Source organism: Microcoleus sp. D2_18a_D3 (assembly GCF_036702455.1).
In the GTDB taxonomy this organism is placed as follows: Bacteria; Cyanobacteriota; Cyanobacteriia; order Cyanobacteriales; family Microcoleaceae; genus Microcoleus.
Genome location: NZ_JAUBTK010000017.1, coordinates 1 through 26,120, shown reverse-complemented (window position 1 = coordinate 26,120; position 26,120 = coordinate 1). Strand labels below are relative to the sequence as shown.

General features: G+C 46.3%; 24 protein-coding genes and 1 tRNA gene. 20 read left to right on the top strand and 5 right to left on the bottom strand.

Going from position 1 to position 26,120, the window contains the following annotated elements; genetic code table 11:
- Positions 1-193: 193 nt before the first annotated feature.
- The 5 genes from acpS to proC all read left to right on the top strand — a co-directional run bounded on the left by acpS (position 194) and on the right by proC (position 3,435).
- On the top strand, positions 194-652 hold the full coding sequence (acpS, locus tag QUB06_RS10555) for a holo-ACP synthase (RefSeq protein WP_333155124.1): 459 nt from the start codon (positions 194-196) through the stop codon (positions 650-652).
- Between the two features lie 42 nt (positions 653-694).
- Positions 695-964, top strand: a complete 270-nt coding sequence (pipX, locus tag QUB06_RS10550; protein ID WP_333058020.1) for a transcriptional coactivator PipX — start codon at positions 695-697, stop codon at positions 962-964.
- 72 nt (positions 965-1,036) lie between these two features.
- Positions 1,037-1,702 carry a YggS family pyridoxal phosphate-dependent enzyme gene (locus QUB06_RS10545; protein WP_333435244.1) on the top strand — a complete coding sequence of 222 codons (666 nt, stop codon included), beginning with the start codon at positions 1,037-1,039 and terminating at the stop codon, positions 1,700-1,702.
- A gap of 117 nt (positions 1,703-1,819) precedes the next feature.
- Positions 1,820-2,437 carry a cell division protein SepF gene (locus tag QUB06_RS10540; RefSeq protein WP_242723113.1) on the top strand — a complete coding sequence of 206 codons (618 nt, stop codon included), beginning with the start codon at positions 1,820-1,822 and terminating at the stop codon, positions 2,435-2,437.
- A 152-nt stretch (positions 2,438-2,589) separates the two neighbouring features.
- On the top strand, positions 2,590-3,435 hold the full coding sequence (proC, locus tag QUB06_RS10535) for a pyrroline-5-carboxylate reductase (protein WP_333435243.1): 846 nt from the start codon (positions 2,590-2,592) through the stop codon (positions 3,433-3,435).
- Positions 3,436-3,685: 250 nt separating this feature from the next.
- Here proC and plsY read toward each other — a convergent pair whose 3' ends face one another.
- From plsY to QUB06_RS10515, 4 genes are all read right to left on the bottom strand, one after another.
- Complete coding sequence (gene plsY / locus QUB06_RS10530) at positions 3,686-4,366, bottom strand: glycerol-3-phosphate 1-O-acyltransferase PlsY (RefSeq protein ID WP_333435242.1); 681 nt, start codon at positions 4,364-4,366, stop codon at positions 3,686-3,688.
- Between the two features lie 167 nt (positions 4,367-4,533).
- Positions 4,534-5,862 (bottom strand): DUF3086 domain-containing protein, encoded by a 1,329-nt coding sequence (locus QUB06_RS10525; RefSeq protein ID WP_333435241.1) that lies wholly within the window; start codon positions 5,860-5,862, stop codon positions 4,534-4,536.
- A 58-nt stretch (positions 5,863-5,920) separates the two neighbouring features.
- Positions 5,921-6,313 (bottom strand): DUF3119 family protein, encoded by a 393-nt coding sequence (locus QUB06_RS10520; protein ID WP_333435240.1) that lies wholly within the window; start codon positions 6,311-6,313, stop codon positions 5,921-5,923.
- A gap of 63 nt (positions 6,314-6,376) precedes the next feature.
- A complete protein-coding gene (locus QUB06_RS10515; RefSeq protein WP_333435239.1) occupies positions 6,377-7,171 on the bottom strand; it encodes an MlaE family lipid ABC transporter permease subunit in 795 nt (264 codons plus the stop codon).
- Positions 7,172-7,357: 186 nt separating this feature from the next.
- On the opposite strand from QUB06_RS10515, the gene QUB06_RS10510 reads away from it, so the two are divergent.
- The 14 genes from QUB06_RS10510 to QUB06_RS10445 all read left to right on the top strand — a co-directional run bounded on the left by QUB06_RS10510 (position 7,358) and on the right by QUB06_RS10445 (position 24,234).
- A complete protein-coding gene (locus QUB06_RS10510) occupies positions 7,358-7,645 on the top strand; it encodes a hypothetical protein (RefSeq protein WP_333403435.1) in 288 nt (95 codons plus the stop codon).
- A 495-nt stretch (positions 7,646-8,140) separates the two neighbouring features.
- Positions 8,141-8,584 carry an Hsp20/alpha crystallin family protein gene (locus QUB06_RS10505; protein WP_333435238.1) on the top strand — a complete coding sequence of 148 codons (444 nt, stop codon included), beginning with the start codon at positions 8,141-8,143 and terminating at the stop codon, positions 8,582-8,584.
- A gap of 118 nt (positions 8,585-8,702) precedes the next feature.
- The gene (locus QUB06_RS10500; RefSeq protein ID WP_333435237.1) at positions 8,703-9,221 is read left to right on the top strand and encodes a hypothetical protein; all 519 of its coding nucleotides are present in this window, start codon (positions 8,703-8,705) and stop codon (positions 9,219-9,221) included.
- Positions 9,214-9,702: a hypothetical protein gene (locus QUB06_RS10495; protein ID WP_333435236.1), complete on the top strand. Its 489-nt coding sequence runs from the start codon at positions 9,214-9,216 to the stop codon at positions 9,700-9,702. Before QUB06_RS10500 ends, QUB06_RS10495 begins: the two co-directional genes overlap by 8 nt.
- A 329-nt stretch (positions 9,703-10,031) precedes the next feature.
- The gene (locus tag QUB06_RS10490) at positions 10,032-10,433 is read left to right on the top strand and encodes a fasciclin domain-containing protein (protein WP_015178455.1); all 402 of its coding nucleotides are present in this window, start codon (positions 10,032-10,034) and stop codon (positions 10,431-10,433) included.
- Positions 10,434-10,771: 338 nt separating this feature from the next.
- The gene (locus QUB06_RS10485; protein WP_333435235.1) at positions 10,772-15,877 is read left to right on the top strand and encodes a PAS domain S-box protein; all 5,106 of its coding nucleotides are present in this window, start codon (positions 10,772-10,774) and stop codon (positions 15,875-15,877) included.
- A 316-nt stretch (positions 15,878-16,193) separates the two neighbouring features.
- On the top strand, positions 16,194-16,421 hold the full coding sequence (locus QUB06_RS10480; protein WP_333103901.1) for a hypothetical protein: 228 nt from the start codon (positions 16,194-16,196) through the stop codon (positions 16,419-16,421).
- A 319-nt stretch (positions 16,422-16,740) separates the two neighbouring features.
- On the top strand, positions 16,741-17,826 hold the full coding sequence (locus QUB06_RS10475; protein ID WP_333435234.1) for an amino acid ABC transporter substrate-binding protein: 1,086 nt from the start codon (positions 16,741-16,743) through the stop codon (positions 17,824-17,826).
- Positions 17,827-17,969: 143 nt separating this feature from the next.
- Entirely contained in the window at positions 17,970-19,184 is a 1,215-nt protein-coding gene (locus tag QUB06_RS10470) for an ABC transporter permease subunit (protein WP_333435233.1), read from the top strand.
- Between the two features lie 48 nt (positions 19,185-19,232).
- Positions 19,233-19,832 (top strand): hypothetical protein, encoded by a 600-nt coding sequence (locus QUB06_RS10465; protein ID WP_333435232.1) that lies wholly within the window; start codon positions 19,233-19,235, stop codon positions 19,830-19,832.
- Between the two features lie 22 nt (positions 19,833-19,854).
- Positions 19,855-21,054, top strand: coding sequence for an amino acid ABC transporter permease (locus tag QUB06_RS10460; RefSeq protein WP_333435231.1), 1,200 nt, complete (start codon positions 19,855-19,857; stop codon positions 21,052-21,054).
- 49 nt (positions 21,055-21,103) lie between these two features.
- Positions 21,104-21,856, top strand: a complete 753-nt coding sequence (locus QUB06_RS10455) for an amino acid ABC transporter ATP-binding protein (protein WP_333435230.1) — start codon at positions 21,104-21,106, stop codon at positions 21,854-21,856.
- 116 nt (positions 21,857-21,972) lie between these two features.
- Positions 21,973-24,012, top strand: coding sequence for an excinuclease ABC subunit UvrC (gene uvrC / locus QUB06_RS10450; protein WP_333435229.1), 2,040 nt, complete (start codon positions 21,973-21,975; stop codon positions 24,010-24,012).
- A 151-nt stretch (positions 24,013-24,163) separates the two neighbouring features.
- Positions 24,164-24,234 (top strand) — tRNA-Gly (locus tag QUB06_RS10445).
- Between the two features lie 264 nt (positions 24,235-24,498).
- Here QUB06_RS10445 and QUB06_RS10440 read toward each other — a convergent pair.
- Positions 24,499-25,554 (bottom strand): hypothetical protein, encoded by a 1,056-nt coding sequence (locus QUB06_RS10440; protein WP_333435228.1) that lies wholly within the window; start codon positions 25,552-25,554, stop codon positions 24,499-24,501.
- Positions 25,555-25,785: 231 nt separating this feature from the next.
- Between QUB06_RS10440 and QUB06_RS10435 the strand changes: the two genes are divergently transcribed.
- Positions 25,786-26,120: transposase domain-containing protein (locus QUB06_RS10435; RefSeq protein WP_333435227.1), on the top strand; the 335-nt coding region annotated here is incomplete at its 3' end.

Below are 26,120 nucleotides of genomic sequence, written 5' to 3'. Positions count from 1 at the left end.
ACAGTTGACAGTTGACAGTTGACAGTTGACAGTTGACAGTTGACAGTTGAGGATATTGAAAAGCAGAATCTCATATCCCACAAAAGCGTCAATACTAAGTCAGTCCTTATAAATTTTAGATTGAAGCATTAGGAATGATTGGTTGCACACTACTGCTAAAGTAATGGAGACAAATATTTAGAGAACCAAGACCTTGAACATCTATCTTGGGACAGATATCGTATATGTTCCGCGCATTCAAGCCGCATTAGACCGGTTTGGCGATCGCTTCCTCGAAAAAGTTTACACGCCCGCCGAACAAAGGGATTGCGGGCAACAAAATTCTCAACACAGCAGCATTAAAGGTAAAATGAATCGAGTTTCCTGCAACCAGCTAGCGGGGCGCTGGGCAGCAAAAGAAGCCGTTGTCAAAGCTCTAGGCACGGGATGGCGGGGAATACGGTATGCAGATGTGGAAATTCGGCGCTCCGAAAACGGTGCTCCCAATGTGCAACTGCACGGAACCGCAGCAGCACAAGCCTCTGTTTGGGGAAATTGCCAGTGGCAATTGAGCCTCAGCCACGACGGAGACTACTGCACGGCTACGGCGATCGCCCTTTGTACCCCGCCGTCAAACAACGCCGTCGGGCGATCGAGCGAAACTAAAATCTAAAATCTAAATCTTTAATCTAAAATTGATCGATTGTGAGCGTGAATGACTACCGAAACTTACCTGAATCATCCAAACTTTGGCCTCCTCTTCAGGGTATCCCAGGTTGAAGACAGCCAAGAATTATTTACCACCCTATACGCCCAGCGCCTGTTTTTTTTGGTGACAAACGGCCCTGGCGGGCTGAGATTTGAACCAATCAGCCGCTCCGACGCTCGCCTCATGGTTGAAATTCGCCTGCGAACCCTGCGTCGCAGCGGTCAATATCACGAGTACGACCAATTGCAAACCATTCACCAGCGCACATTTCAATAACGAAAATCAGTAATTTTGTAATTGGTAACTGTCTTAATTTTCCTTCCCTCCCGTCAAGAGCGTTGAGTACCCATGACCATAGCCTCTCGAATTAACAGCATTCGCCAACACTTGCCGGACTCAGTGCGGTTAATTGCCGTTACCAAACAGATACCGACTGATGCTATCCGCGAAGCTTATGATGCCGGTATCCGGGATTTTGGCGAGAGTAAGGTTCAAGAGGCTGCCGAAAAACAAAGCCAACTGCAAGATTTGCCGGATATCAACTGGCACTTGATCGGGCACTTGCAAGCCAACAAAGCCGCCAAAGCCCTAGAGCATTTCCAGTGGATTCACTCTCTCGACAATTTAAAAATCGCTCAGCGACTTTCGCGCTTGGCGGGCGAACAGTCCTGCTCTCCCCAAGTCTGCCTGCAAGTAAAAATGTTGCCAGACCCGGACAAATACGGCTGGAGCGTTCCAGAACTGCTTGCCGACCTTCCAGAACTCAACAAATGTCAGCATATCAAAATTCAAGGTTTGATGACAATTCCTCCGCTGGGATTAGATGACTCGCAAATCCTAGAATTATTTAACAGCACCCGCGAACTTGCACAGAAAATCCAGCAGCAAAATTTGCCCTGCATTCAAATGCAGCAGCTCTCGATGGGGATGTCGGGAGATTATCATTTGGCAATTCAAGCAGGTGCTACTATGGTACGGCTAGGACAAACCTTATTTGGCTCTAGGAGGGGATAAATAATTGAAATCTTCTGATAAAGACAATTTGGGTTAAATATAGAATAGTCAGCCACCCGCGACTAACGCGCAACGCGAGTATAGTCGGGGCAGCAAAGTCGTGAAGGAGCGTAAATCATGAATATTTTTTCTAAACTGCGAGATTTTGTAGGCATCAACAATGAGCCTGAGTACGATGACGTTTACGACGAAACGGAAGGCGAGCGCTATCAGAACTTCTACCCAGCGCCTGAACCCAACCCCGCTGCCGTCGCAGCAGCCGAAGAAGAACGTCGTCAAAATCGTAGAATGCGAGAGCGGTCAGTAGTAGGATCGACAGGTATGGATGTCGTTGCACCAACCGGCGGAGTAGGGTCAGTAATGAATAACGTGATTGGAATGCCTGGAGCTATGAACGGGATTTCGGAAGTAGTAGTAATGGAGCCGCGCACTTTTGAAGAGATGCCGGCAGCAATTCGAGCCCTTAAGGAACGCAAGTCTGTGGTTTTGAACCTGACGGTGATGGACCCAGACCAAGCGCAAAGAGCTGTGGACTTTGTGGCGGGCGGTACTTATGCCCTTGACGGTCATCAAGAGCGAATTGGCGAAAGTATTTTCTTGTTTACGCCTAGCTGCGTGCAGGTGAGAACTCAGTCTGGTGTGGTTCACGAAGTGCCTCCAGCCCAAGGACGCCCTCGTCCTGCTGCTCCTGCACCGACAGTCTGGCCGGCAGAACAAGCTCCAGTAGCTCAGTAGTCTGTTGACTGTTGACTGTTGACTGTTGACTGTTGACTTTTGGCAGTTGACGGTTGGCAGTTGACGGTTGGCAGTTGGCTATTGAAAAATAACTAATAACAAATAACTAATAATAACTAACTAACTAATAACAACTAACTAATAACTGACTAATGACTAACATAAAATTTGGTACGATCGGCGGTGGGGTAATGGGAGAAGCTCTCTTATCCCGCTTAATTGCACAAAAAGTTTATTTGCCTTCTGAAATATTGGTGAGTGACCCACAATTTCAACGTCGCCAATTTTTGACGGAAACCTACGGAATTGGAACAACAGCCAGCAATCTAGAAGTTGCTGCCGCTACAGAAGTGCTGTTTTTGGCGATTAAACCGCAAGTGTTTGATACGGTAGCTTTGGAGTTGGCCGTGGCGGCCGATCGCAAACAGGGAAATAATGGAGAAACGGCTGATTCCCAGCCAGAAGCGCTGGTAGTGTCGATTTTGGCAGGAGTGCCACTGAGCAAGCTCGAACCAGCCTTTCCGGGGCGGGGAGTGCTGCGTGTGATGCCGAATACTCCGGCCACGGTAGGAGCGGGAATGAGCGCGATCGCTCCGGGAAAACTCGTGCAACCGACTGATTTAGAATTGGTAAAGCGCATCTTTCAGGCCGTGGGAGAAGTGGTAGAAGTACCTGAGAGTATGCTGGATGCGGTGACAGGGCTTTCGGGTTCCGGGCCTGGTTATGTAGCAATTTTGATAGAGGCCTTGACAGATGGCGGAGTCTGTGCTGGACTGCCACGGGCGATCGCCTCTCAATTAGCTTTGCAAACTGTATTCGGTACGGCGAAGCTAATGCAAGAAACGGGAATGCACCCGGCACAATTGAAAGATCAAGTTACGAGTCCCGGCGGTACAACTATTGCGGGAATTGCTAAATTAGAGAGTAGCGGCTTTCGTTCTGCGCTAATCGAAGCAGTGAAAGCAGCTTGTTTGCGTTCTCAAGAATTAGGTAAATAAGTCAGGAATAACGCACAGAAACAGTCAGAAACGAGTTCAATCGCACTTTAAACCTGCCACTTTTGCCGTCCGATATTTGACATAGTAGGGTTTGTAGCAAATGTAAGAGTGGCTGAGATTCAAGGGAGTATTATCCCTGTTCAGGGATTCTGAGCTGTATAATACGCTGCCATGCCTCCAGCAAAAACTTAAATCGAAGATTGGACATAGAAATAGTAATCTGCAACCAGCGGTACAACAATACTACAGATCAATCGCTACTTGCTGTTTCCAATTTCTCTCCAATCCTCGGTTCAGTACCGTTCAAAAGGCGCTGAATATTGCTCCGGTGCCGCACAATTACAAACACACCGCCCGCAATTCCAAACAATACATAAGCCAGCGGCTGATGTAAAACAAACATCAATCCAGCAACGCTAATTGCCCCGATAATAGAACTTAAAGAGACAATTCGCGATACCGCAAATACTATCCCGAAAATTCCGAAAGTTCCCAAACCAACTGGCCAGTACAAACCAAGCAAAACTCCCAAACTCGTAGCCACAGATTTGCCACCGGTAAACCCCAGCCAGATTGATTTGCTGTGGCCCAAAACAGCAGAGAAACCCGCCAAAGTTGCCATCCAAGGGATGACTGTTTCAATATTTTCTAAACCTGCGGCGGTTGCTAGCTGGCTGCTAAAAGTGAGAGAGTAAATGTAGCGGATTAGGACGATCGCACTTACCCCCTTCAACACATCAACCAACAACACCCCCAACCCCGGCCACTTCCCCAAAGTCCTCAGTACGTTAGTCGCACCCGTCGAACCCGAACCAACCTCTCGAATATCAATTCCTAGCATCCATTTCCCCAAGGCGTACCCAGTCGGAATCGAGCCCAGCAGATAAGCTGCTATTAGCAATGCGCCATTTAAAATTATCCAGCTAGCCATTTTTTAATTTGAGATTTCGTGTACAGCAGAAGGCAGAAGGCAGAAGGAAGAAGGAAGAAGGAAGAAGAAGGAACAACCAATTCCGGTCAATTTCCCTCTGAGTTTCTTCAGTCCCCGCAGGCGGACGAAAGTTTGTATAGTAGCGAATTATATTCGCCCGGACTTGCTCAAAAATCCTTAGCAGTCGTCAAAGTTTGCGGATCGGCAGCAAATGCCAGCCATAACGGAAATTGCAGGATTGACAAACTAATTAAATCCTCAGTTTCATCAATGACAATTAGTGGCAATTTGCCATCTTTCACCAGTCGATCGGCTTTTTGAGCCAAAGCTTCCGCAGACTCAAACATAATAATCCCCCTTTCCGGGCCAAAATCGCTGCGAGTAATGCCCAAACAGTCCTGCAAACCCCGGCGCCACTCTCCCAAGCGTTCGGGACTGTTGGCGAGCACCAAAGTCCGCACCCGTCCGCCGTAGACGCTTCTGAGTACAGAAATAATTGTCGAAGTAATCAAGATATTTTGCAAGCGCGAACCCATAGTCCGCAAAGCACCCCTTCCTCCTTGAGTGAAAAACCAGTTAGAAACTCGTTCCGCGTGGATGGGTTCAAAAGTGCGGCGGAGTTGCCAAGGCGGGCCGTAGTAGTCGGGGACAGTGCGGTATTGATCGAGAGTGCGGCGAATTTGTTTGGCTTGTTCTTGAAATCCCTGTTCGGCAAATTTGGGATTTACTGGTGCTGAGGATGGAGACTCCTCAGCAGCAATTTGCTTGGGTGTCTCTTGCATCGGTGGTGTCAAATCTAAGAGTTCGGCGGTAGCGGCCAAATCCTGCAAACTGCCTACTAAATAGTCTTTGAAACCCTGGACTCGAATTGCTAAATCTTGGGAAACGCCGGCAAAAGTGGTTCGCATTTCCTTTTGAATTCGATCGCGCCGGCGTTCGAGTTTTTCTACTTCGATTTGTAGCGCTTGTTTGCGCTGATCTAGTTGGATCAAACCGTCTTGTACCAAACGCCCGATCGATGCTTGAGCGGAGCCCAACGCTTCTATAGCATTGGCTTTTTCGGCTTCCAAGGCGGCAATTTTTTCAGTCAAATTTTGTTCTTGCTGCTGCAATTCTTTGACTCGCTCTGCCAACTGTTCGGTAACATTTTCTGGGATGTGCGTTACCGTTTCTGCGGTTGCTGTTGGCTGGGAGTCTGTGGGAAGCTCGATTTGAGCGATCGGACTTTCTGATTCGCCATCGTCAGTGTTGGGCGGAATTTGGGCGATTGCGCCTGCTTCGTCCACGAATTGGGCGATTTCGGCATCTTCCTCGTCCAGCGGCGGGTCTGTTTCTGCCGGGAGTTGGGCTGGCAGTTCATTTTCGTCTATCCACAAATCTCGTGTTTGAGATAGAACTTGGTACTCCGTCTCATTCACGGGTAAATCGACTTCGCCGTCACCGGGCGCGGCTGGTTGTGGTTGCGGTTCTTGGGTTGGAGATTCGTCTGAATTCATGGGAAATTTTGTTCGGCGTGGGCACGGAAAAGTTAAAAATTAAAAATTAACAACTTTTTTAGTCTTGACGGGGACAGCGCTGTTCTAAGCAGGTCTGTAGCATTTTACGATCGAACAGAACCGGCAGAAAGTGAATGCTGTTAATTTCTTTGAAATAGAACAAAATCGGCACTGCGGGCCAAAATATCCGCCAATTTTGCCATTCTCGGTAAGGAAAGCGGCGGATTAAGTTGGACGATCGATAAATGTCCAAATCGGTTGGGGTAAATTGTAGCCGGATGGTGGCGGCTTGGTACATCAGAAACAAGCCGAACACAGAAAGTGGCAAACTCACCCACTTCTGCACGAACAGCAGCGGTAGGGCCGCCAGTACCAGGACTAGGGGAATCGCATAACTCGGAGCGAGTTCGATCGTATTTGTCGGCGCAGTCGAAGAGGCAGTTGTAGTCACGGGTTTAAATCAAGGGTAGTAAACGAATGTTGCCAATTATTCATATTTTATCCGTTTCCTAGCTTACAGGCCTTTGAGTACGCTAGAGCCCGTCCCCTGAAACATCAGCCAAGTCAGGAAAAAGTTCACAATAAAAATAGCCAGTAAAGCCGTCACCACCGCCGTAGTAGTCGATTGGCCGACGCCTTTTGCCCCGCCGGTGGTGGTCAAACCCCAGCTAGTGCCGATTACAGCAATCAAGCCACCGAATACAAAAGCCTTAATTGCCGCGCTGCAAATATCCCACAGACTTAGGAAATTGCGGACTGATTCTAAAAACACGCTTTGAGAGATGCCGTACATCGTTGTAGCAATCAGCAGTCCGCCGACGATGCCGGTGACGAGACACATGATGGTTAAAATTGGCAGCATCAAGCAGCAAGCAAGGACGCGGGGAATGACTAAATAGTCGATCGGGTCTGTTCTGAGCATCAGCAGGGCATCTATCTGTTCTGTTACCTGCATCGTGCCGATTTCCGCTGCAAAAGCCGAACCTACCCGTCCCGTCACGATGACGGCTGTTAAGACGGGGCCGAGTTCGCGAGTCAAAGACAAAGCCAAAACGCCACCGACGACATTGCCGGCACCGAGGTTAATAAATTCCCTCGCTACCTGAATAGTAAATACCATGCCGACAAAACCCGCAGTCAGCAAAGCAATCAGCAGAGATTCCGGGCCGACTGCTGCCATTTGGTCGATGGTGTTGCGGCGGTGAATTTTGCCCCTCAGCAAGTGCAGCATGACTTGGCCGCCCAATAAAGCTGCTGCCAGCAACCGCTGACTCCACAAACTGAGGCTCGAAGATGTAGTGGTACTCAAGGGGATTTCGAGTGTAGAACAACTGCCAAAAATGAAATCTATCTACAAATCTTAAACAAGTTTTTTCTATAACATTTAAGATTTCTGACAGAACCGACCACTGAGGGCGATCGCTGCCTATCGTAGAAAAGGACAAGTTTTGTTTGCTTGCACCTTTCGGCAGTTTAGCTGAATTTACTGACTCTTATGAGCATTTTTCCCAATTTTCTTCGCTCTGTACTGCTGACCAGCCTGTTGAGCTTTGTCGCCCCCGTATTGTTAATCGGTGCGGGATTGACTAGCTTTTCGCTGATCGGCTTCGTGCCTGCTCTCCAAGGAGTTGGTCGTTCTGGAGAAGACCTGATTTTGCAGTTCTTAGCTACTTTCGGCAGCGGCTGTCCCCTCCAGGGCTTTTTCGTCATTGGTCTAACTTTTGGTTTGGTGGGTGCTTTGTTTGATACCTATGCTTCTTATCAGCATTCGCGGTGGAGTTAATTTTGTTTCGTTATATGTGGAATTTGAGATTTTAGGTTGGGAATTCTAAATTAAATCTAAAATCTCAAATTGTTGGGTTCCGATGCGCTCGAATAGCGGCACCTGCAATGAATTCGCCCACAAAGGGATAGTTGCTAGCAGACAGGAGTGGTGGAGAGCAAAAAATTTTAGACCAAAGTTAAAATTTCCCCTGTCAGGTGTGGAGTCAATCTCAAATTTCAACTCTCCAACCTCAAATCTGCTGACTTCGCCCAAAAACGGATACTTGAAATTTTAGACTCTTGGTCAAACTTCCAGATTCATCTGTGGAGCCAAGCTCAAATCTCAACTCTCCAACCGATTCACTCAACATTATTGGTGGCAAATGTTCGGTAATGCGATCGGCATTTTTGCGGAAAACCGAATCCCCCTATTTCTGGAGCTGGAATATATTAAATACAGGTTGAGTCAAGTGTTCCTCAACCCTAAAAACTTCAGATAGTCGAGGTATTAGTTATGGCACTTATTCGTTGGGAACCTTTGCGGGAAATGGACTCCTTGCAACGAGAAATGAATCGGTTGTTTGATAGCTTGACTCCGGCAACTGATCGCGGATCTAACGGTTCTGCTTTTCTACCCCCCGCCGAACTCGAAGAAACTCCCGAAGCCATCCACCTTAAATTAGAAATTCCGGGCATGGAAGCTAAGGATTTTGACGTACAAGTAACCGCAGAAGCTGTTGCTATCAGCGGCGAACGCCGTCACGAAACTAAGAGTGAAGATAAAGGCATGACTCGCTCGGAGTTCCGCTACGGTTCGTTCCGCCGGGTGATTCCCCTACCGGCACGGATTCAAAATGACAGCGTACAAGCTGAGTACAAAAATGGAGTTTTGCACCTGAATTTGCCCAAAGCGGAAGCAGAAAAGAACCGCGTGGTGAAAGTGCAAATCGGCGGCTAATAATTGTTTCCTACTTTAGTTAGTTTTAGTTAATTAGTAGGGGGGCGCAAGGCACCCCCTATTTGTTTTGGGAATTGAAAATTGGGCCGAAAAGCATTGGGCATGGCGAGTTTGAGGAATGATTCTTCCTTTTTCCTTCTTCCTTCTTCCTTCTTCCTTCTTCCTTCTTCCTTCCATCCGTTACATCCGTTACATCCGTTACAGCCTCAGAAAGCGAATCCGTTGCCGAACTTCCTTTTTCCGATTCTCCAACTGTGCTAAACTCGAAGATGCAAGGGTTGGTGAGGAGACTTGCGTGCCGAGTCAGGGAGTTGGAGGAAATGGAATTGCATCTGAGTTTGGAGACTTAACCGGGATGACTCGCCAAGAAGTCGATGACTTTTTGGGCGGATTGGGTGCAGAAATCAGAACTACTAGAGATGGTTATGTTGCATATAAATTTTTTGATAAGTCAACAGTAATGATCCGTCCTAACGGTGAAGTGATTAGAACGCCTGCACCGAAATATGGCTCTGATGGAAGAAATATCAACAAAGGTTTGCGTCTCGATAGAGATGGTAATTTATTGCGGACGAAAGACGAATTTGGTAATTTAATTCCAGGTACTCACAATACGGGAGAAAAATTAAATGAGTGATTGGAAGGATGACTATAACTTGCTTGGATTGGGGGGCTTTACATCTTTAATCACAAAAGTCAACGTATCTTTATGGGGAAACGAAGTATTAATTGAATGCGTCTACAATCCAGAAGAAAGATTGCCTTATATCCTGGCATTCAAAGACTGTCGCGATATCAGTTGGACTGTACACGATGAAGAGGCCGTTGGCGAACCGGAAGCTGAATTCTTCGGAATTTCATTGGGCGAGTCCGAACACCGCAAGCCTGCGGTGATTACTACAGACATTTTTGAAATTTCAATTTTGTACGGCAGTTTTAGCATTCACAAGGGAGAAAACCTAAATGCTGAAGTAGCAGATTTAGAAACAGAGGTTGGGGGTATCACAATCGCCAGCAGTACCGCAGAAGCTGTTGCTATCAGCGGCGAACGCCGTCACGAAACTAAGAGTATTGTACCAAATGTAAACCCCCGCGCGGTTAAATTGCCAAGGCGTTAGTAATATTATATCGGGTAAAATAACTATTACAGGACTTAGGCACTCCGACTCCTCGAAACAGGGTTTCGACTTCGCTCAACCCGCAGGTTTTTTACCTAATCTGCGGGTTTTAACGCGTCTTTTCGTAAAAAAACCGGTTTCTGGGCCCCCATATGTAAGTCCTATATTATGAGGTTTGTAGTGAGGACGGAAGTCCTCATCAAAAATCTGAGGATTGAACTCCTCACTACAAAAGAATTACCAATTTTTCAAAAAAGACAGTAGGTATTGTTGCCCGCCTCAGTTTACGATACTTAATAGAAGTTTTTTCCCAGATGAGGTAAAACACAATGCCTGATATTGTTGATATTGCCGTAGGTGCGGGTTCGTTCCAAACCCTCGTAACAGCCGTGCAAGTAGCTAATTTAGTAGACGCGCTCAAAAGTCCGGGCCCTTTTACTGTCTTTGCACCCAATGACGATGCTTTTGCGAAATTGCCGCCGGGAACTATCACAACCCTAGTGCAGAACGTTCCCCAACTGACTAGGATTTTGATGTTTCACGTCGTCTCCGGCAAGTTTATGAAAGCTGATTTGGCAAAACTCGGTTTTGTTACTTCCTTGGAAGGTTCGCCGATTAAAATTGATTGTTCTGACGGTTTTGAGGTGAAAAATGCTACAGTTGTCGCTGCGGATATCGAAGCTGATAACGGCGTCATCCATGTAATCGATAACGTGATTTTAATGGGGTAGTTTCACCGTCCATCGATTTTCGATTTTCGATTTTTGATTGACTCAACACATGAATTTGAGGGTTTGAACTTTGGTCTAAAATTTGTTGAGTTCGATCGCGGAAATCCGAGCTTGCATCTGTGTTTGGGTGTGAGCTTAAGTGTCTGTCGCAGCGGGAGCGAGAGCTTGCATTGAGCAGTGTCTCTTTGCTCCCGATCGCGCCTTGGTTTTTTAGCGAGTGAAGGTAATTTAAATATAAAACCGTTGTCTTTTCGTCGGATATATTTTAAGATGATTGTTTACAAAAATTTGAAAATCAATAATTATTATAATATAAGCAAACCAGCGTGGTGAGCACTATGCAAATCCTAGCCGCCAGCCTCAAAGCAACAGTCCGCCAGCGTACCTTGGAACTGCAAGTTCTCAACGAACTTACTGCAAAAGTTCAAGCCGCTCTCAGTGCTGATGAAATTTGGTCTGCGTGTTTGGCACATCTCGATCGCCTGATTCCTGGCGCGGCGATCGCCATTTTGACGCTACCGGACGATCGACTCTATCTGCAACACTTACAGCCCTTAACTGCTAGCGCCAGAGCCGAAATTGAAGGGCGCTTGCAGGCAGCTCGCGCTGAATGGCTCGCCGGCAATCGGGACTGGGCGCACAACATCGCTCCGCCACCAATTGCTGAGTTTCAGTCTGTCTTAATGGCACCAGCCAACCCGGATGAAAGTGAAGAATTGTTGGGAGTATTTTTCATTGGTGCAGAGCAGGCTACTGCTTTTAATTTGGAACACCTTTGTTTGCTCCACACTGTCGCTCAATTTTGTGCAAAACAGTTAAATATATTAGCAGCTAAAACGACCAGTGTCAAGGATAAACTAAAAAATAATTTTGCTCTGGATTCGGAAAGTCAAGAACTATTGTTGCGGGCTGTAATGGACGAGGCCCCGGACAGAGTTTTTGCGAAAGATAGAAACTTTAGATACATTTTTGTAAATCAAAGTTTTGCTGAATATTTGGGGAAAAATGTTGAGGAAATTATCGGCAAAGATGATATTGAATTAGGGTTGTCAGGCGAATTAGTATTTGGCGATCGCAACGGACAAATTAGGGGCATCCGCGAGGAAGATCGAGCTGTGCTGGCTGGGGAGAGGGTTCGCAATCCCTACCAGGCGCTCCTCTTTGAAGGTGGCAAACAGCACATCTTTGACACGCAAAAAGTGCCACTGTGCGATGCAGAGGGTAATATATTTGGGGTTTTGGGTTTTTCTAGGGAGATTGGTCAATTGCAGGCCACAGATGAAGCCAGGAATCAAAGCCAAGCCAAACTGCAAAAAATTACTGCTAGCGTACCGGGTACGGTATATCAAATTGAGTTGCATCCAGACGGCTCAATGGCTTTCTCGTTTGTGAGCGCGGGCTGCCGAGAATTGTATGAAATAGAACCAGAGGCTGCTCAGCAGGATTTTAATGTAATTGTTGACATGATTCATCCCGAAGATCGAGATGATTTTCTCAACTCAGTGATGCTTTCTGCGGAAAATTTGCAGCCTTGGCGGTGGGAAGGAAGAATTGTCACTCCGTCGGGAAAACTTAAATGGGTGCAAGGAGCTTCCCAGCCAGAATTTCAAGCATCAGGTGAGATAGTTTACTACGGCTTGTTCACGGATATTAGCGCCCGGAAACAAGCTGAACTGAAGTTGCAACTTTATCAACAAATCTTTTTGAAATCCAACGATGCGGTCGCGATCTTAGACCCCCAAGGCTATTACTTAGAAACAAATCAAGCTCACACGGCTTTGCTGGGTAACAGCGCGTCAAAATTGTGGGGAAAAACGCCTGCAACTCACATGGGAGAACAGGCATTTGCCTCGGTAATGCAAAGCTTGGGAGAAACAGGGAGTTACCGAGGCGAAATGACCTGTATTAAGGCTGTGCAAGAAGGAACAGTTGAGGTGGAGGTTTCGGCTTTTGCGGTTCTCAATGATGCTGGGGATGTAGTTTGTTACGTAAGTGTCAAAAGAGACATCACTGAACGCAAGCGAGCTGAGGAAAAACTAAAGCTTTACCGAGAAATATTTTTAAACTCCAATGATGCGATCGTCATTATCGATGCTGACGGGTTTTTCCTCGAACAAAATCGCGCTCACCAAACGCTTCTAGGATACACAGACGCGGAATTAGAAGCAGAAGCGTCGCCGCTGGTTGCAGGGGAGCGCTTTTCGGCAATTGCCCAAAGTTTAGCGAAAACAGGAAGTTTTCGGGGCGAAATTACTAACTGCACTAAAAAAGGTCAAACGCTGGCGATCGACGTTGCGGCATACTCTGTGATTAACAACGCCGACGATGTAATTTGTCATGTCTGCGTCAAGCGCGACATTACCGAACGGAAAAAAGGAGAAGAAGAACGGCAAAAATTTGTGTCGCTGATTGAAAACAGCAGCGATTTTATCGGTATGGCTACTCTAAAAGGCCAAACGCTCTTTGTCAACGAAGCCGGACGGAAAATGGTGGGTGTAGAGAATCTTTCGGAAGTGCTTAATACCGAGATATGGGAGTATATCGGCCCAACTTTTAAACACAAATTCAGTCAAGAGATTTTGCCAACAATTAGCAACCAGGGCCAGTGGCAAGGAGAAGGTCAAATGCAGCACTTGCACAGCGGAAGACGCATTGATGTTGTGATGAATGCTTTTCTGGTCAAGCACCCTCAAACCCGCGAACCGCTGTGCTTTGCTGCGGTAATTCGCGATGTCACCGAACGCAAGCAAGCTGAGAGAATGCTGCAGGAACAAGCAGAACAAGAACGGCTGGTTTCGGCGATCGCCCAGCGAGTCCGGCAGTCTCTCAACCTCACTCAAACTCTGAGTACAGCAGTACAAGAAGTCCGGCAGTTACTGGCAACTGACCGCACGGTAATTTATCATTTTGATTCCGAGGAAACAGCGGTTGTTATTGTGGAATCAGTAGGGGATGATTGGATGCCCCTGCTGGGAAGAAAAGTTCAAAGAACCTCCTTTGGGGAAAGCTATGTATGGCTGTACAGTGCAGGAACAATTCAATCAATGGCAGATATTTATACGGCAAATTTGAGCGATGAACACCGAGATTTACTTGCTAGTTTGCAGGTAAGGGCTAATTTAGTTGTACCAATTTTTATAGGCGATGAAAGTCAGGAGTTGGCAACAGAATATTCGCCGGAAACTCGAATTGAGCCGCCGGGAAGGAGTTTGGAAACGAGTCAAAATCGGTTGTGGGGATTGCTGATTGCCCATCAGTGCAGATCTCCGCGTGTTTGGACTGATTCTGAGATGGATTTGCTGGGAAGGTTGAGCGTGCAGTTGGCGATCGCCATTCAGCAATCTACTCTTTTTGAACAAGCGCAGCAGGCCCGAGAAGCAGCCCTAGAAGCGTCTCGAATGAAGTCGCTATTTTTAGCAAATATGAGTCACGAAATCCGTACTCCGATGAATGGAGTAATGGGGATGACTGATTTGCTGCTGAAAACGAATCTTACTTCAGAACAGCTTGACTTTGTACAGACGCTGAAACTCAGCGGTCAAAATTTACTCTCCATCATTAATGATATTTTGGATCTCTCCAAACTGGAAGCAGGAGAAATGCGCTTAGAAACACTAGAATTTAACCTCAGTATCTGTCTGGATGAAGTGCTGGATTTGTTGGCAAATCCAGCACAAGAAAAAGGTATAGAAGTGGTGGCACTGATTGACAACGAGTTGCCGCTGCAAATTAAAGGTGATGCAGCACGGTTGCGGCAAATACTCACTAATTTGATCAACAATGCTATTAAGTTTACCGAAGCAGGAGAAGTGGTAATTGAGGTGGCTAATGCTAGTGATCCTGGGTTATTGGCAGCCAGCGACAATCAGAAAATTTTAGAGAATATCGAACCGTCAAGAATAGAAAACAATGAGTCGATGCTCCTGCTGTTTAAAGTCACAGATACAGGTATTGGGATTGCTCCCGAAGACAAAAAAAAGCTGTTTCAATCTTTTACTCAAGTTGATGCCTCTACGACAAGAAAATATGGTGGCACAGGTTTGGGGCTGGCTATTTCTAAGGAGTTGGTGGAGTTGATGGGTGGGCAAATCGGTGTGGAAAGTACCCCTGGCCAAGGCTCGACTTTTTGGTTTACTGTGCCGACAGTTAAGGAAAATTTAACTGCTGTCGGGGCAGCGTGCGAAGTGAATTTGGAAACGGTGCTGGCGGGGCGAAAAATGTTAATTGCCAGCGACAAGCCGACAGTGCGAAAAGTGTTAGTGAGAATGGCTGTTGTGTGGGGAATGGAGGTTGAGGAGGTTGAAAACGGTTGGATGACGATCGCATCTCTGTACAAAGCTGTCAGCCTTAATTCCCCTTACGATATCGTTTTGGTTGATATTCAGTTGCCGGAAATGGTGGCCGGAAGTCTCGAACGCTTGAGGATTTCTGAGCCTGCAATGCAGCAGACGCATTGGGTGGTGCTGACTTCACTGACTCAGCTTGCAGAGGCGAAACGCTTGGTAGATAGCGGTTTTAGCGGGTATTTAACTAAACCTGTGAAAGCTCACCGACTATTTGATTGCTTGGCGAATGCGATCGCCCCAATGACGCCGATTGATGAGCCTCTGGCAAATTCAACGCCCAATCGAGCCTCAGCTATTGACAACCGGGAGTTAGCAAGTTTAAAGATTTTGTTAGTTGAAGATACTCCAATCAATCAAAAAGTTGGTCTCAATCAACTCAGAGTTTTGGGATGCGCGGCAGATGTCGCCAATAACGGTGCAGAGGCGCTATCTATGGTTGCTCTGAAAAAGTATGACATTGTGTTAATGGACTGTCAGATGCCGGTTTTGGACGGTTACGAAGCAACGCGGGAATTGCGCCGCCGGGAAGCGGCAGATGCTGCTGCTGGGAAGATGGAGCCACATCAAAAGACGGTGGTGATTGCGATGACGGCGAATGCTTTGAAGGGCGATCGGGAAAAGTGTCTGGCGGCGGGCATGGACGATTATATTAGCAAACCTATTGCGATCGAAAAGTTAAAATCGGTACTAGAAAATTGGTCGACCAAGCTAAAAATTGAAACTCCCAAGTTTAATGGCGAGGAACTTCCAAACTCTGAGCCCGATATCGAATCGGTAGTCGATATGGCACGTTTGCACGAAATTTCGGGCGCTGATTTAGAGTTTGAGCGGGAAATACTGCAAGCTTTTGTGGTGGATACTGCTAGTTATTTAGAAGCTGCTAAGGAGGCGATCGCCTCGGGAGATATGGAGACACTCGCCCGCCACGCTCATCAAATTAAAGGTGTCAGCGCTACGGCGGCGGTGCGGTTAATGCCCGATCTGGCAGATCAGCTTCAAAGTCTGGCCGACTCAAATGATTTGGAGGGGGCTACAAAAATCATCGCTGAATTAGAAATAATTCTGGCGAGGGTTCAAAAGTTTGTGGCTACTGAGTAGTCAATCAATTTTCTTTGGAACCGGGCCATCGGGCCCGATCGCGCACGGATCTTGGCAGCCCCCGCAAGCGAGCGCGTGTAAAGATTTTTAATGTTTTATCAAGATGTTTATCTCAATGTGAAGGAATTGGGAACTCTTATAACATCTTGTGTGTTGTAACTTGTGACACTACTGTCTTAAGTTATTGTGGTCAAATATAAAATAATCATTAAGCCGATGGATATGAGGGTGCTTTTCGTCTATCGGCTTGAGACACCAAGACCTGCTTTTCCCTATCCCCGCCCATTAAGTGCGTATTTACGCTCAACGAGGTTTTATGACTCCAGTCATGTTACGCCAACTCTGGTCATTAATTGAGACCACCCAAGCTACTCTGTTAGTCAATTTAGACGATGCCACCCTGGTACAGTGGCTGCTGAAACAGTTAAAGACCAACTCTGCGCTTAATGGCAAAGAAGCAGATTTATTGGACGAATACATCCAGTCTCGGCTGTGCCTAATCCGCGATTTAGCTGAGCAGCGCCTAGCACCAGAGCTAATGTGAGCCAATTCAATCAAAATCGGATAAATATTCCAGGGAAAGGCGACGATCGCTCGCGCTGGGCAGAAATAGCAGAAAAGAAACCGGGTTTCAGGGATAAATCTTAGGTTTGACGACCAGATATCCAGCCAGAAACCGGGTTTCTAACTCTGGGCTCGCAGCTTGCTCAAAAAAAAACAGGCGGTTAGTCGGGGCACTTGCCGCTGTGCAGCACCGGCGGCAGAACGGCTAATTTGAAACCGGAGGCTGTGTAGATCGCCGATCGCCACAGTTCTCGACAGCTACAAGGTAGGATTGTCAGGAAAGCGTTCTACTAAAATCTATGCGTAAATGGGGTTTTCTGCTACTAGCAAGTGTGTTGTTTGTGACACCGTTGGCGTCTTGTAGGGATCGATCGGCACAAACCGGACAAACAACAGCAACAACTACTGCAGGCGGCAACTCGCAACAAGGTTCCAGCCGGATAGATACAATTGTCAGTCGCGGCAAACTGATTTGTGGCGTCAGTGGCGAACTGCCGGGTTTTAGCTTTGTAGACGAAAAGGGCAAATATTCGGGACTGGATGTGGATGTGTGCAGGGCTGTCGCGGCGGCAATATTTGACGACCCCGAAAAAGTCGAGTACCGAAAACTCAACGCCAAAGATAGATTTACAGTTTTGCAGGCCGGAGAAATCGACATTCTCAGCCGAAATACCACCTACACCGCGAGTCGCGACAGCACTACCGGACTGGAATTTGCCCCGGTGATCTTTTATGACTCTCAAAGCATCATGGTCAAAAAAGATAGTGGCATCAAAAGTTTAAAAGATTTTGCGGGCAAATCTATCTGCGTGCAGACAGGTACGAGCACCGAACAAAATTTGTCTGACCAAATGCGAAAAATAGGAGTTAAATACACTCCTGTCGTGTTTGAAGATGTGAATTCTACCTTTGCTACTTATCAAGAAGGTCGCTGTCAAGGTGTTACTGCCGATCGATCGCAGCTAGTCTCGAAGCGGACAACTCTGCCGAATCCCGAAAATAATGTTGTTTTGCCGATCGTGATGTCAAAAGAACCCTTAGCCCCAGCGGTGAAAAGCGGCGATCCTAAATGGGCTGACGCGGTGAGATGGATCGTTTTTGCGGCGATTGAAGCTGAAGATTTGGGAATTAATTCAGGAAATGTAGACCAAATTGTGGCAAGCACTACAGACCCAAACGTCAAACGTTTGCTAGGAACAGAAGGAGATTTAGGTAAAGGTTTCGGACTCCCGAACGACTACGTAGTCCGCGTTGTGAAGAAAGTCGGGAATTACGGAGAAATGTACGATCGCAACCTCGGCCCCAAAAGTACACTCAAGTTAGAACGGGGTCAAAACAGACTCTGGAAAGATGGCGGTTTGCTTTACTCGCCGCCGTTCCGCTAATTTCATCAGGACTTACACGAACTTCTTCTGAGAAACCGGGTTTTTTACGCAAATACACGTTTACCCCTTTACCGATTTAAAAACCCGGTTTCTTTGGTATTAGTGCCTAAGTCCCGGTATAGTGTGCTCTACATTAAACAGTTATGAATCCAGAACCTCAACCGGGCAAATCGCAGAAATTGCCCAAATTTAAAGATATATCAAAACTGCTGCGGGACGATCGCTTCTGGAAAATTGCCGGACAGGCGATCGCCCTAATTTTAGTAATAGTTGTTATTGCCATTTTCTGGGACAATCTCAGTGCCAATTACTCGCAACTGGGAATTGCATTTGGATTTGATTTCCTCAATTCCCAAGCATCTTTTGACATTGGTGAAAGTGTAATCCCCTACAGTCCCGCCAACAGTTATAGACAAGCTTATTTTGTCGGTTTAATCAACTCGCTGCGGGTGATGGGTATCGGCATTATTTTCGCAACTGTTGCGGGTTTGACGGTAGGGATTTCGCGCCTTTCCGACAATTGGCTGCTGCGGAATTTGGCTGGTTTGTACGTAGAAATTTTGCGAAATACGCCGTTATTGCTGCAATTATTTTTCTGGTATTTTGCAGTTTTCATTTCCCTGCCAAAACTCGAAGACAATCAGCAGATGAGGGGGCCGATTTACTTGACAAATCGCGGCATTGCTGTACCTTGGCCTGTGGCTTTGCCGGGTTTTGAGATTTGGGTGATTTTGCTAACTATCGGAGTTTTGGCGGCGGCGGGGCTGTGGATGTGGCGGGCACGGGTGATGTTGGAAGAAGCTAAGCCGGGAAGACAGTTGTTTTGGGCTCTAGGTGCGATCGGGCTGAGTGCAATCTTAGCTTTTATTATCACCAAAAATCTGCCTTTTCGGCTAGATTTCCCCCGCCTGACACCAGAATTGCAACTCGAAGGAGGATTAAAATTAACTCCTGAATTTGCCGCCTTGGTGACAGGACTCAGCTTGTATACTGGCAGTTACATTGCAGAAATTGTGCGGGCCGGAATTCAGTCAGTATCGAAAGGCCAGTGGGAAGCGGGAAAGTCTTTGGGGTTGAAGTCTGGAACCATGATGCGGATGGTAATTTTGCCGCAAGCTTTGCGGGTGATTGTGCCGCCTTTAACCAGTCAGTATCTGAATTTAGCTAAGAATTCGAGTTTAGCGGTTGCGGTTGCTTATCCCGACGTTTATTTTGTGGTGGGCTCTCCGACGTTGAATCAGACCGGTAGGGCGATCGAAGCAATGTTAATTATCATGGTAACATATCTAACAATTAGTTTGATAGTTTCTCTGTTCATGAATTGGTACAATAAAACCGTACAAATCAAGGAAAGGTAAAGAGTTAATGTTGGAAATTTTACAACTGCGATCAAAGGAAATAGAAAAATGGCGTACAGTGATTTTAGTTTAGAGGGCGCAGTCCAAACATTTGAATTAAACTATTCGGAAGTCGCCGATTTGTTTGGCAAAGAACCCAACTTAGAATGCAGCCAACTACTAGCAGAAACTCTCAAGCGCAGTGTACCGTTAGGTCTGGCAAGTAATACCCAGAAATCTCGCGCTGAAATGATTACAGCACCAATTTTAATTGAACTTAGAGAACAATTACAAAATCGAATTAGCTTATTTTCCGGTATAGACTTTAATGTTGACTCCGAAAGAGGCTTAGACGGTAGTTGCGATTTTCTGATTGGCAATTCATCAGGACTTTTGTTAGTTGTTGCACCAGTCATTATAATTGTAGAAGCAAAACCGGAAAATCTCAATAGTGAATTGGGACAGTGCGTAGCACAAATGTTGGCAGCTAGAATATTTAATGAACGTGAAGGGAACGAGATCCCTGAGATTTATGGGGCTGTCACTAGCGGCACTACCTGGAAATTTCTCAAATTAAAAAACCAAGTAATTGAAATAGATTTGACCGAGTATTACCTCACAGAGGTTAAGAAAATTTTAGGTATTTTAGCCAGTGCAATTAATAATTAATAATTAATAACCAACAAATAAAATGGAAACAATACCTGTACTTCCGCCCCCAGCCACCGAATCGCCTACCCCTTGGAATTGGGCGCGCAAAAATTTATTTAGTACCTGGTACAACAGCATTCTGACAGTAGTTTGCCTCATTATCGCCTTCCAAACTATTAAAGGAATTATCGTTTGGGCAACAACAAAAGCTCAATGGCGCGTGTTAGAAGCTAACTTGCCACTATTTTTTGCCGGCAGATTTCCCAGCGATTCTTACTGGCGGCTGTGGATAGTAACGGCGATAATTGCCTTGTTGGGAGGATTAACTTGGGGAAACATTCAGCGGCAAGAACGTCTTTGGAATCCGCCTTTACTAATTATACTCGGTGCTGCGGTTGTAGGTGCGGTCATTTCGCCGATCGACCTAACCTCTCGCCTCTACCTCTTAGGAATTATTATCGCAGCCGCCGCCAGCTATGCCATCGGAAGGCAAATTAACCCAAAAATCATGGACTGGATGCCAGCAGTTTGGGTTCTTTCCTTCCCAATAATTTTGTGGCTAATTAAAGGCGGGTTGGGTTTGACCGAAGTGTCAACAAATGATTGGGGCGGTTTAGTATTGACGCTGTTTTTAGCAGTTATTAGTATTGTGCTTTCCTTTCCTTTGGGAGTATTGCTAGCACTCGGCAGACAAAGTTCTTTGCCAGTTGTACGACTGTTATCAACACTATACATTGAAATTATTCGCGGTTTACCATTAATTGGCATTTTGTTTTTAGGTCAAGTGATGCTGCAACTCTTTTTGCCACCCGAATATCCGAAATTGGATAGAGTGATTAGAGCCATTGCTGGATTAACGTTATTTAGTGCGGCATATTTGGCGGAAAACGTGCGCGGTGGCTTGCAGGCCGTGCCCAGGGGACAAATAGAAGCAGCGAGGTCGATCGGACTCAATACACCCCTGCTTACAATTCTCATTGTACTGCCTCAAGCACTGCGAATCGTCATTCCTGCGATCGGCGGTCAATTCATCGGATTATTCATGGATACATCCTTGCTATCTCTATTCGGAATGTTAGAATTAATCGGAATATCCCGCGCAGTTTTAGCAAATCCATCCTATATTGGCAGGTACGCCGAAGTTTACATATTCGTAGGCATCATTTATTGGATATTTTGCTACTCAATGTCCCTAGCCAGCCGCAAAATAGAGCGAACATTAGGAGTAGGCGAAAGATAAAAAAATCTGCGTTCATCCGCGTTCATCAGCGGTTAAAAAACAAAAAAATATGGAAACTAAACCCACAATCGCAGAACAAGTAATCGTAGCAGAAAACGTCCACAAATGGTACGGACAATTTCACGTACTGCGAGGTGTCAGCATGACCGTAAACCGAGGTGAAGTCGTTGTCGTGATGGGGCCTTCTGGTTCGGGAAAATCGACGTTTATTCGCACATTCAACGCATTAGAAGAATACCAACAAGGTAAAATTACGATCGACGGAATCGAACTTTCGCACGACTTACGCAACATCGAGACAATTCGCCGCGAAGTAGGAATGGTGTTTCAGCAGTTCAACCTGTTTCCCCACTTATCAGTTTTGCAAAATGTCATGCTAGCGCCAGTATGGGTGCGCCGCTGGCCCAAGAAAAAAGCCGAAGAAGTTGCAATGCAATTGTTAGAAAGAGTGGGAATTTTGGAACAAGCAAAAAAATATCCCGGACAGTTGTCTGGAGGACAGCAACAGCGGGTCGCTATTGCACGTTCTCTAGCCATGCAGCCTAAAATTATGCTGTTTGATGAACCGACATCAGCATTAGACCCGGAAATGGTGCGGGAAGTTTTAGATGTAATGCGAAATTTGGCTCAAACAGGAATTACAATGGTAGTGGTGACTCACGAAGTCGGGTTTGCGCGCGAAGTCGCCGATCGCATTGTATTGATGGATGGCGGTGTTTTAGTGGAAGAAGCCCAACCAGAAGAGTTTTTTCAGAACCCGAAGGAAGAACGCACCCGCAAGTTTTTATCTCAGATACTGTAACTGATTTTCCAGTTTAATCGGTGGGTTTGGCGACGGTCGCAGCAGTCAAAATCTACCTAATTAAGGTAAAATAAAAGAGTGTACAATCAGTCTCTATTTTGCTGAGATAGCTTGCAATGCCATCCACAAAAACTCTGCCGTTAGTTAAAGACTCGGAACGCCTAGAAAGTCGCCTCAAAGAAATTCCGGCGGTTCCTGGTGTATATTTAATGCGCGATGAGAGCGATCGCATCCTTTACATCGGCAAATCAAAAAAACTCCGAAACCGCGTCCGTTCCTACTTCCGCGAAAGCCAAAATCTCAGTCCCCGCATCGCGATGATGGTGCAGCAAGTGCGCGAAATTGAATTCATCGCCACCGACACAGAAGCGGAAGCTTTAGCATTAGAAGCAAACCTCGTAAAACAGCACCAACCTTACTTTAATGTCCTCCTCAAAGATGATAAAAAATATCCTTATTTGTGCATAACTTGGTCCGAGGAATACCCGCGCATTTTTATCACCCGCAAACGCCGCGCAGGTAGTGCAAAAGACCGCTACTATGGCCCCTACGTCGATACAGGGGCGCTGCGGAGTACGCTGCATTTAATTAACCGGATTTTCCCGCTGCGGCAACGCCCTCAACCGCTATTTAAAGACCGTCCCTGTCTGAACTACGACATCGGGCGCTGCGTTGGCGTTTGTCAAGGGTTAACTTCGCCGGAGGAATATCATAAAATCATCCAAAAAGTAGCGATGATTTTCCAGGGAAGAACTCAGGAATTACTCGATATTTTAGAACCCCAAATGGAAGAGGCAGCCGAAGATTTAAACTTTGAAACTGCCGCGCGCATTCGCGATCAAATTAAGGGTTTGCAGTCTTTGAGTGCTGGTCAAAAAGTGTCTTTGCCCGATGATACGGTTTCCAGAGATGCGATCGCACTTGCGGCAGACATCCAGCACGCTTGCGTTCAATTGTTCCAAATTCGCGCTGGTCAATTGGTTGGAAGATTGGGATTTATGGCGGAAATACCCTCCCAACCCCCCCTTGCAAACGGGGGGCAAGAGTTATCTCAATCTCTGGTAAAAGATGGGCAAGAGTTACCTCAACTTTCTCTTTCCTCCTCTCCTTGGAAAGGGGGGGTAGAGGCCGGAGCAATTTTGCAGCGGGTGTTGGAAGAACACTATCAAAATGTCGAATCTGTAGAAATTCCCAGCGAAATTTCTGTGCAGTACGAATTGCCAGAAGCGGAAATATTAGCAGATTGGTTGAGCAACCGTAAGGGGCGAAAAGTTACCATTTTGACGCCGCAGCGGCAAACTAAGGCTGAGTTGATTGAGATGGTGGAACGCAATGCTGAGTATGAATTGGCGAGAATGCAAAGATTGAGCGATCGCAATTCTCAAGCAATGGAAGATTTAGCCGAAATTCTCGATTTGCCCGAAGTTCCTCGCCGCATTGAAGGTTACGATATTTCTCACATTCAAGGTTCGGACGCCGTAGCTTCTCGCGTCGTATTTATTGACGGTTTGCCGGCCAATCAACACTACCGCCATTACAAAATTAAAAATCCTGAAATTAAATCTGGTCATTCTGATGATTTTGCTAGTTTAGCAGAAGTTATCGCTCGCCGATTCCGAGGGTTGAAGGAAGAAGAAAGAGGGAAGAGGGAAGATGGATTTAGCGATTTAGAAGAACAGAAAGAACTCAGCAATTTATCCTCAGATTCTCCTACTATTTCCGACAAACCAGACTTAATTATGATAGATGGCGGCAAAGGTCAACTGTCAGCAGTTGTGGCTGTTTTGCGGGAAATGAATTTGCTAGAAGAGTTGCGCGTTGTCAGTTTGGCAAAGCAGCGAGAGGAGATATTTTTGCCGGGGGAATGTTTGCCACTGCCAACTAATTCCGAGCAACCGGGCGTACAATTATTGCGCCGGGTGCGGGATGAGGCGCACAGGTTTGCTGTGAGTTTTCACCGGGATCGCAGAAGCGAGAGAATGAAGCGATCGCGCCTTGATGAAATTCCTGGATTGGGACACCACCGACAAAAACAATTGTTAGCACATTTTCGGTCGATCGACTATCTCCGTTTAGCGAGTCCCGAACAGTTGGCAGAAGTTTCTGGGATTGGCCCGCGTCTGGCTGCTCAAATTTACGATTATTTCCATCCGTAAAGCCTTACCCAGCATTGGAGACGGGGATTTTTGGGGTGAGGGGGCGATCGGGCCGCAAGTCCCGATTCAGCCTGTGTGGGGGAGGTATTCAAAAATTTTGCACAGGCCTATTGCAATCCCCAGAGACTTGTGGTATATTTAGTTTCTGTGTGCGGGCATAGTTTAGTGGTAAAACTTTAGCCTTCCAAGCTAACTATGCGGGTTCGATTCCCGCTGCCCGCTTGCGCCTATAAGAACCTCAAACCAACGATAAATCAACGGTTTGAGGTTTTTTATTGCCTAGAATACGGCCGGATTAGGGTTCCAAGTGACTAGAAATTGACTACGATTTGACTACGGAATGACCAAACTGAGTATCAAGTGAGTATCAACTGACTACGGTTTGACTACGGTTTTTTTGACCGTAGTCAAACCGTAGTCAGCCCTTCCCCGCAGAATGCCTCGCTTCCAGTAGTAAGCCAAGGTTCCCTCACAACACCCTGTCAGCTAACTAAGTAACCCCAGAAGCACCTCAATATCAGCCAAGTCCGCCCTCGACTTTTTGCGCTGCGCTTTTAACTGGTTGAGTAAGTCGGCCGGTTCTGGAAAATCGGGAAAATTTTTACTGGCTGCATCATTTTTGGATTTTTGTCTCAGGTCGGAGAGTTCAACTTCCCGTTCTACGAGTTTCGCTTCAACTTCCTCCCGATCGACTTCCTCTCGCTTGAGCTTTGATTGCAGTTCCCGTACCTCGCTTTCTAGCTTGGTTTTTATATGGCTGCTTGATTTTAGAAGCGCGTCATAGTCAGCTTTTATTTTTTCCTTCTCTGCCTGCTCCTCAACAAAGAATCTACGACTCTTATCCGCATCCCTTGTCTGTCTTTCCAGCGATTCTTGACACTTAGTCAGTCGCGCGCTCCATACATCGGCTTTTTCAAAGGCTCTTTTGTAGTTTTCTTTGAGGGTTATTTCAGCATCTTGGTAGCCGTGTATTTGGAGTGTCGATTGTTCTAGCTGCTTTCTCAGTGTCTTATTTTCTGTCTTTAGGTTGCTTAACTCATTCTGCAACCGTTCTACAACTTCGTTATGTACTTTGGGCAACTCTAGAGAATCACCCGGCTCGGACTTTCCCGGCAGTGCTTCCTGTAACGCTTCAACGGCTTTTAGTAATGTCGCTACCTGCAACTCTAACGCTGTTACTCTACTTTCTGCAACCCGTTCTGCAACCCGTGAGACTTCTGCAACCTGTTCTGCAACCTGTTTAACCCGTGTTTCCGAGGGAACCTCCAAGGCTTCTGCAATCTCTTCAAGCATAGCCACGCTGACTTCTGAGCTTTTACCTATGTATTTTTTACGTACTTTTCCTGCAATCTTTCTGCAACCGTACCAGTATTCACCGTTTTTACCTTCTTTGCGGACTGTGTAGGGCTTGCCGTCTCCTGTGGGTTCATACCTGAAAGAGCTGATGGTGTCCAACCATGCCGCACCCTTGGGGGAGTCAAGCTCGAATACTCTGCCGTCCTCTGTCTCTATCAATCCTTGCATCACCGATGGAATTTTCATAAGTTGCCTAATGGTTGCTTAATTGCTTCTGCAACCAGTCTAAGCAACCTTTAAGCAACTGTCAAGGGTTGCTTAAAGGTTGAGTAAGTTAGAGCTTCATCAGGTCAGAAGCGTCAAATTCACCTTGCCGAATATTCTTGACAGGCTTATCGAACCTGACCCAATACGGTTTACTTAAGGTCGAACAAGTGGTACACTAGGTATGATGTACAAAAAAATAAATCAAGTATAATGCCGTACAAAAAATTATTATTAGAATCTCCCAAGCTCAAAAGTAGCGAGATATTCAAAGCAATAGAGATAGCGATTCCATCAACAGAAATAGAAGCGGCTATCCTGAAAACAAAAGCAAGAGAAAAACGGCATCGTGCGCTACCATCACAACTGGTAGTATGTTTGATCGTAGCAATGAGCTTATGGTCAAAAGACTCAATGCGCGACGTACTAAAGAATCTGATTGATGGACTTAATGAAGTCTGGTTGAAAACGGGTAAATTTTGGAAAACTCCCTGCAAGGCAGCTATTACTAAAGCCAGAAAAAGATTAGGGCCTGTTGTAATGAGCCA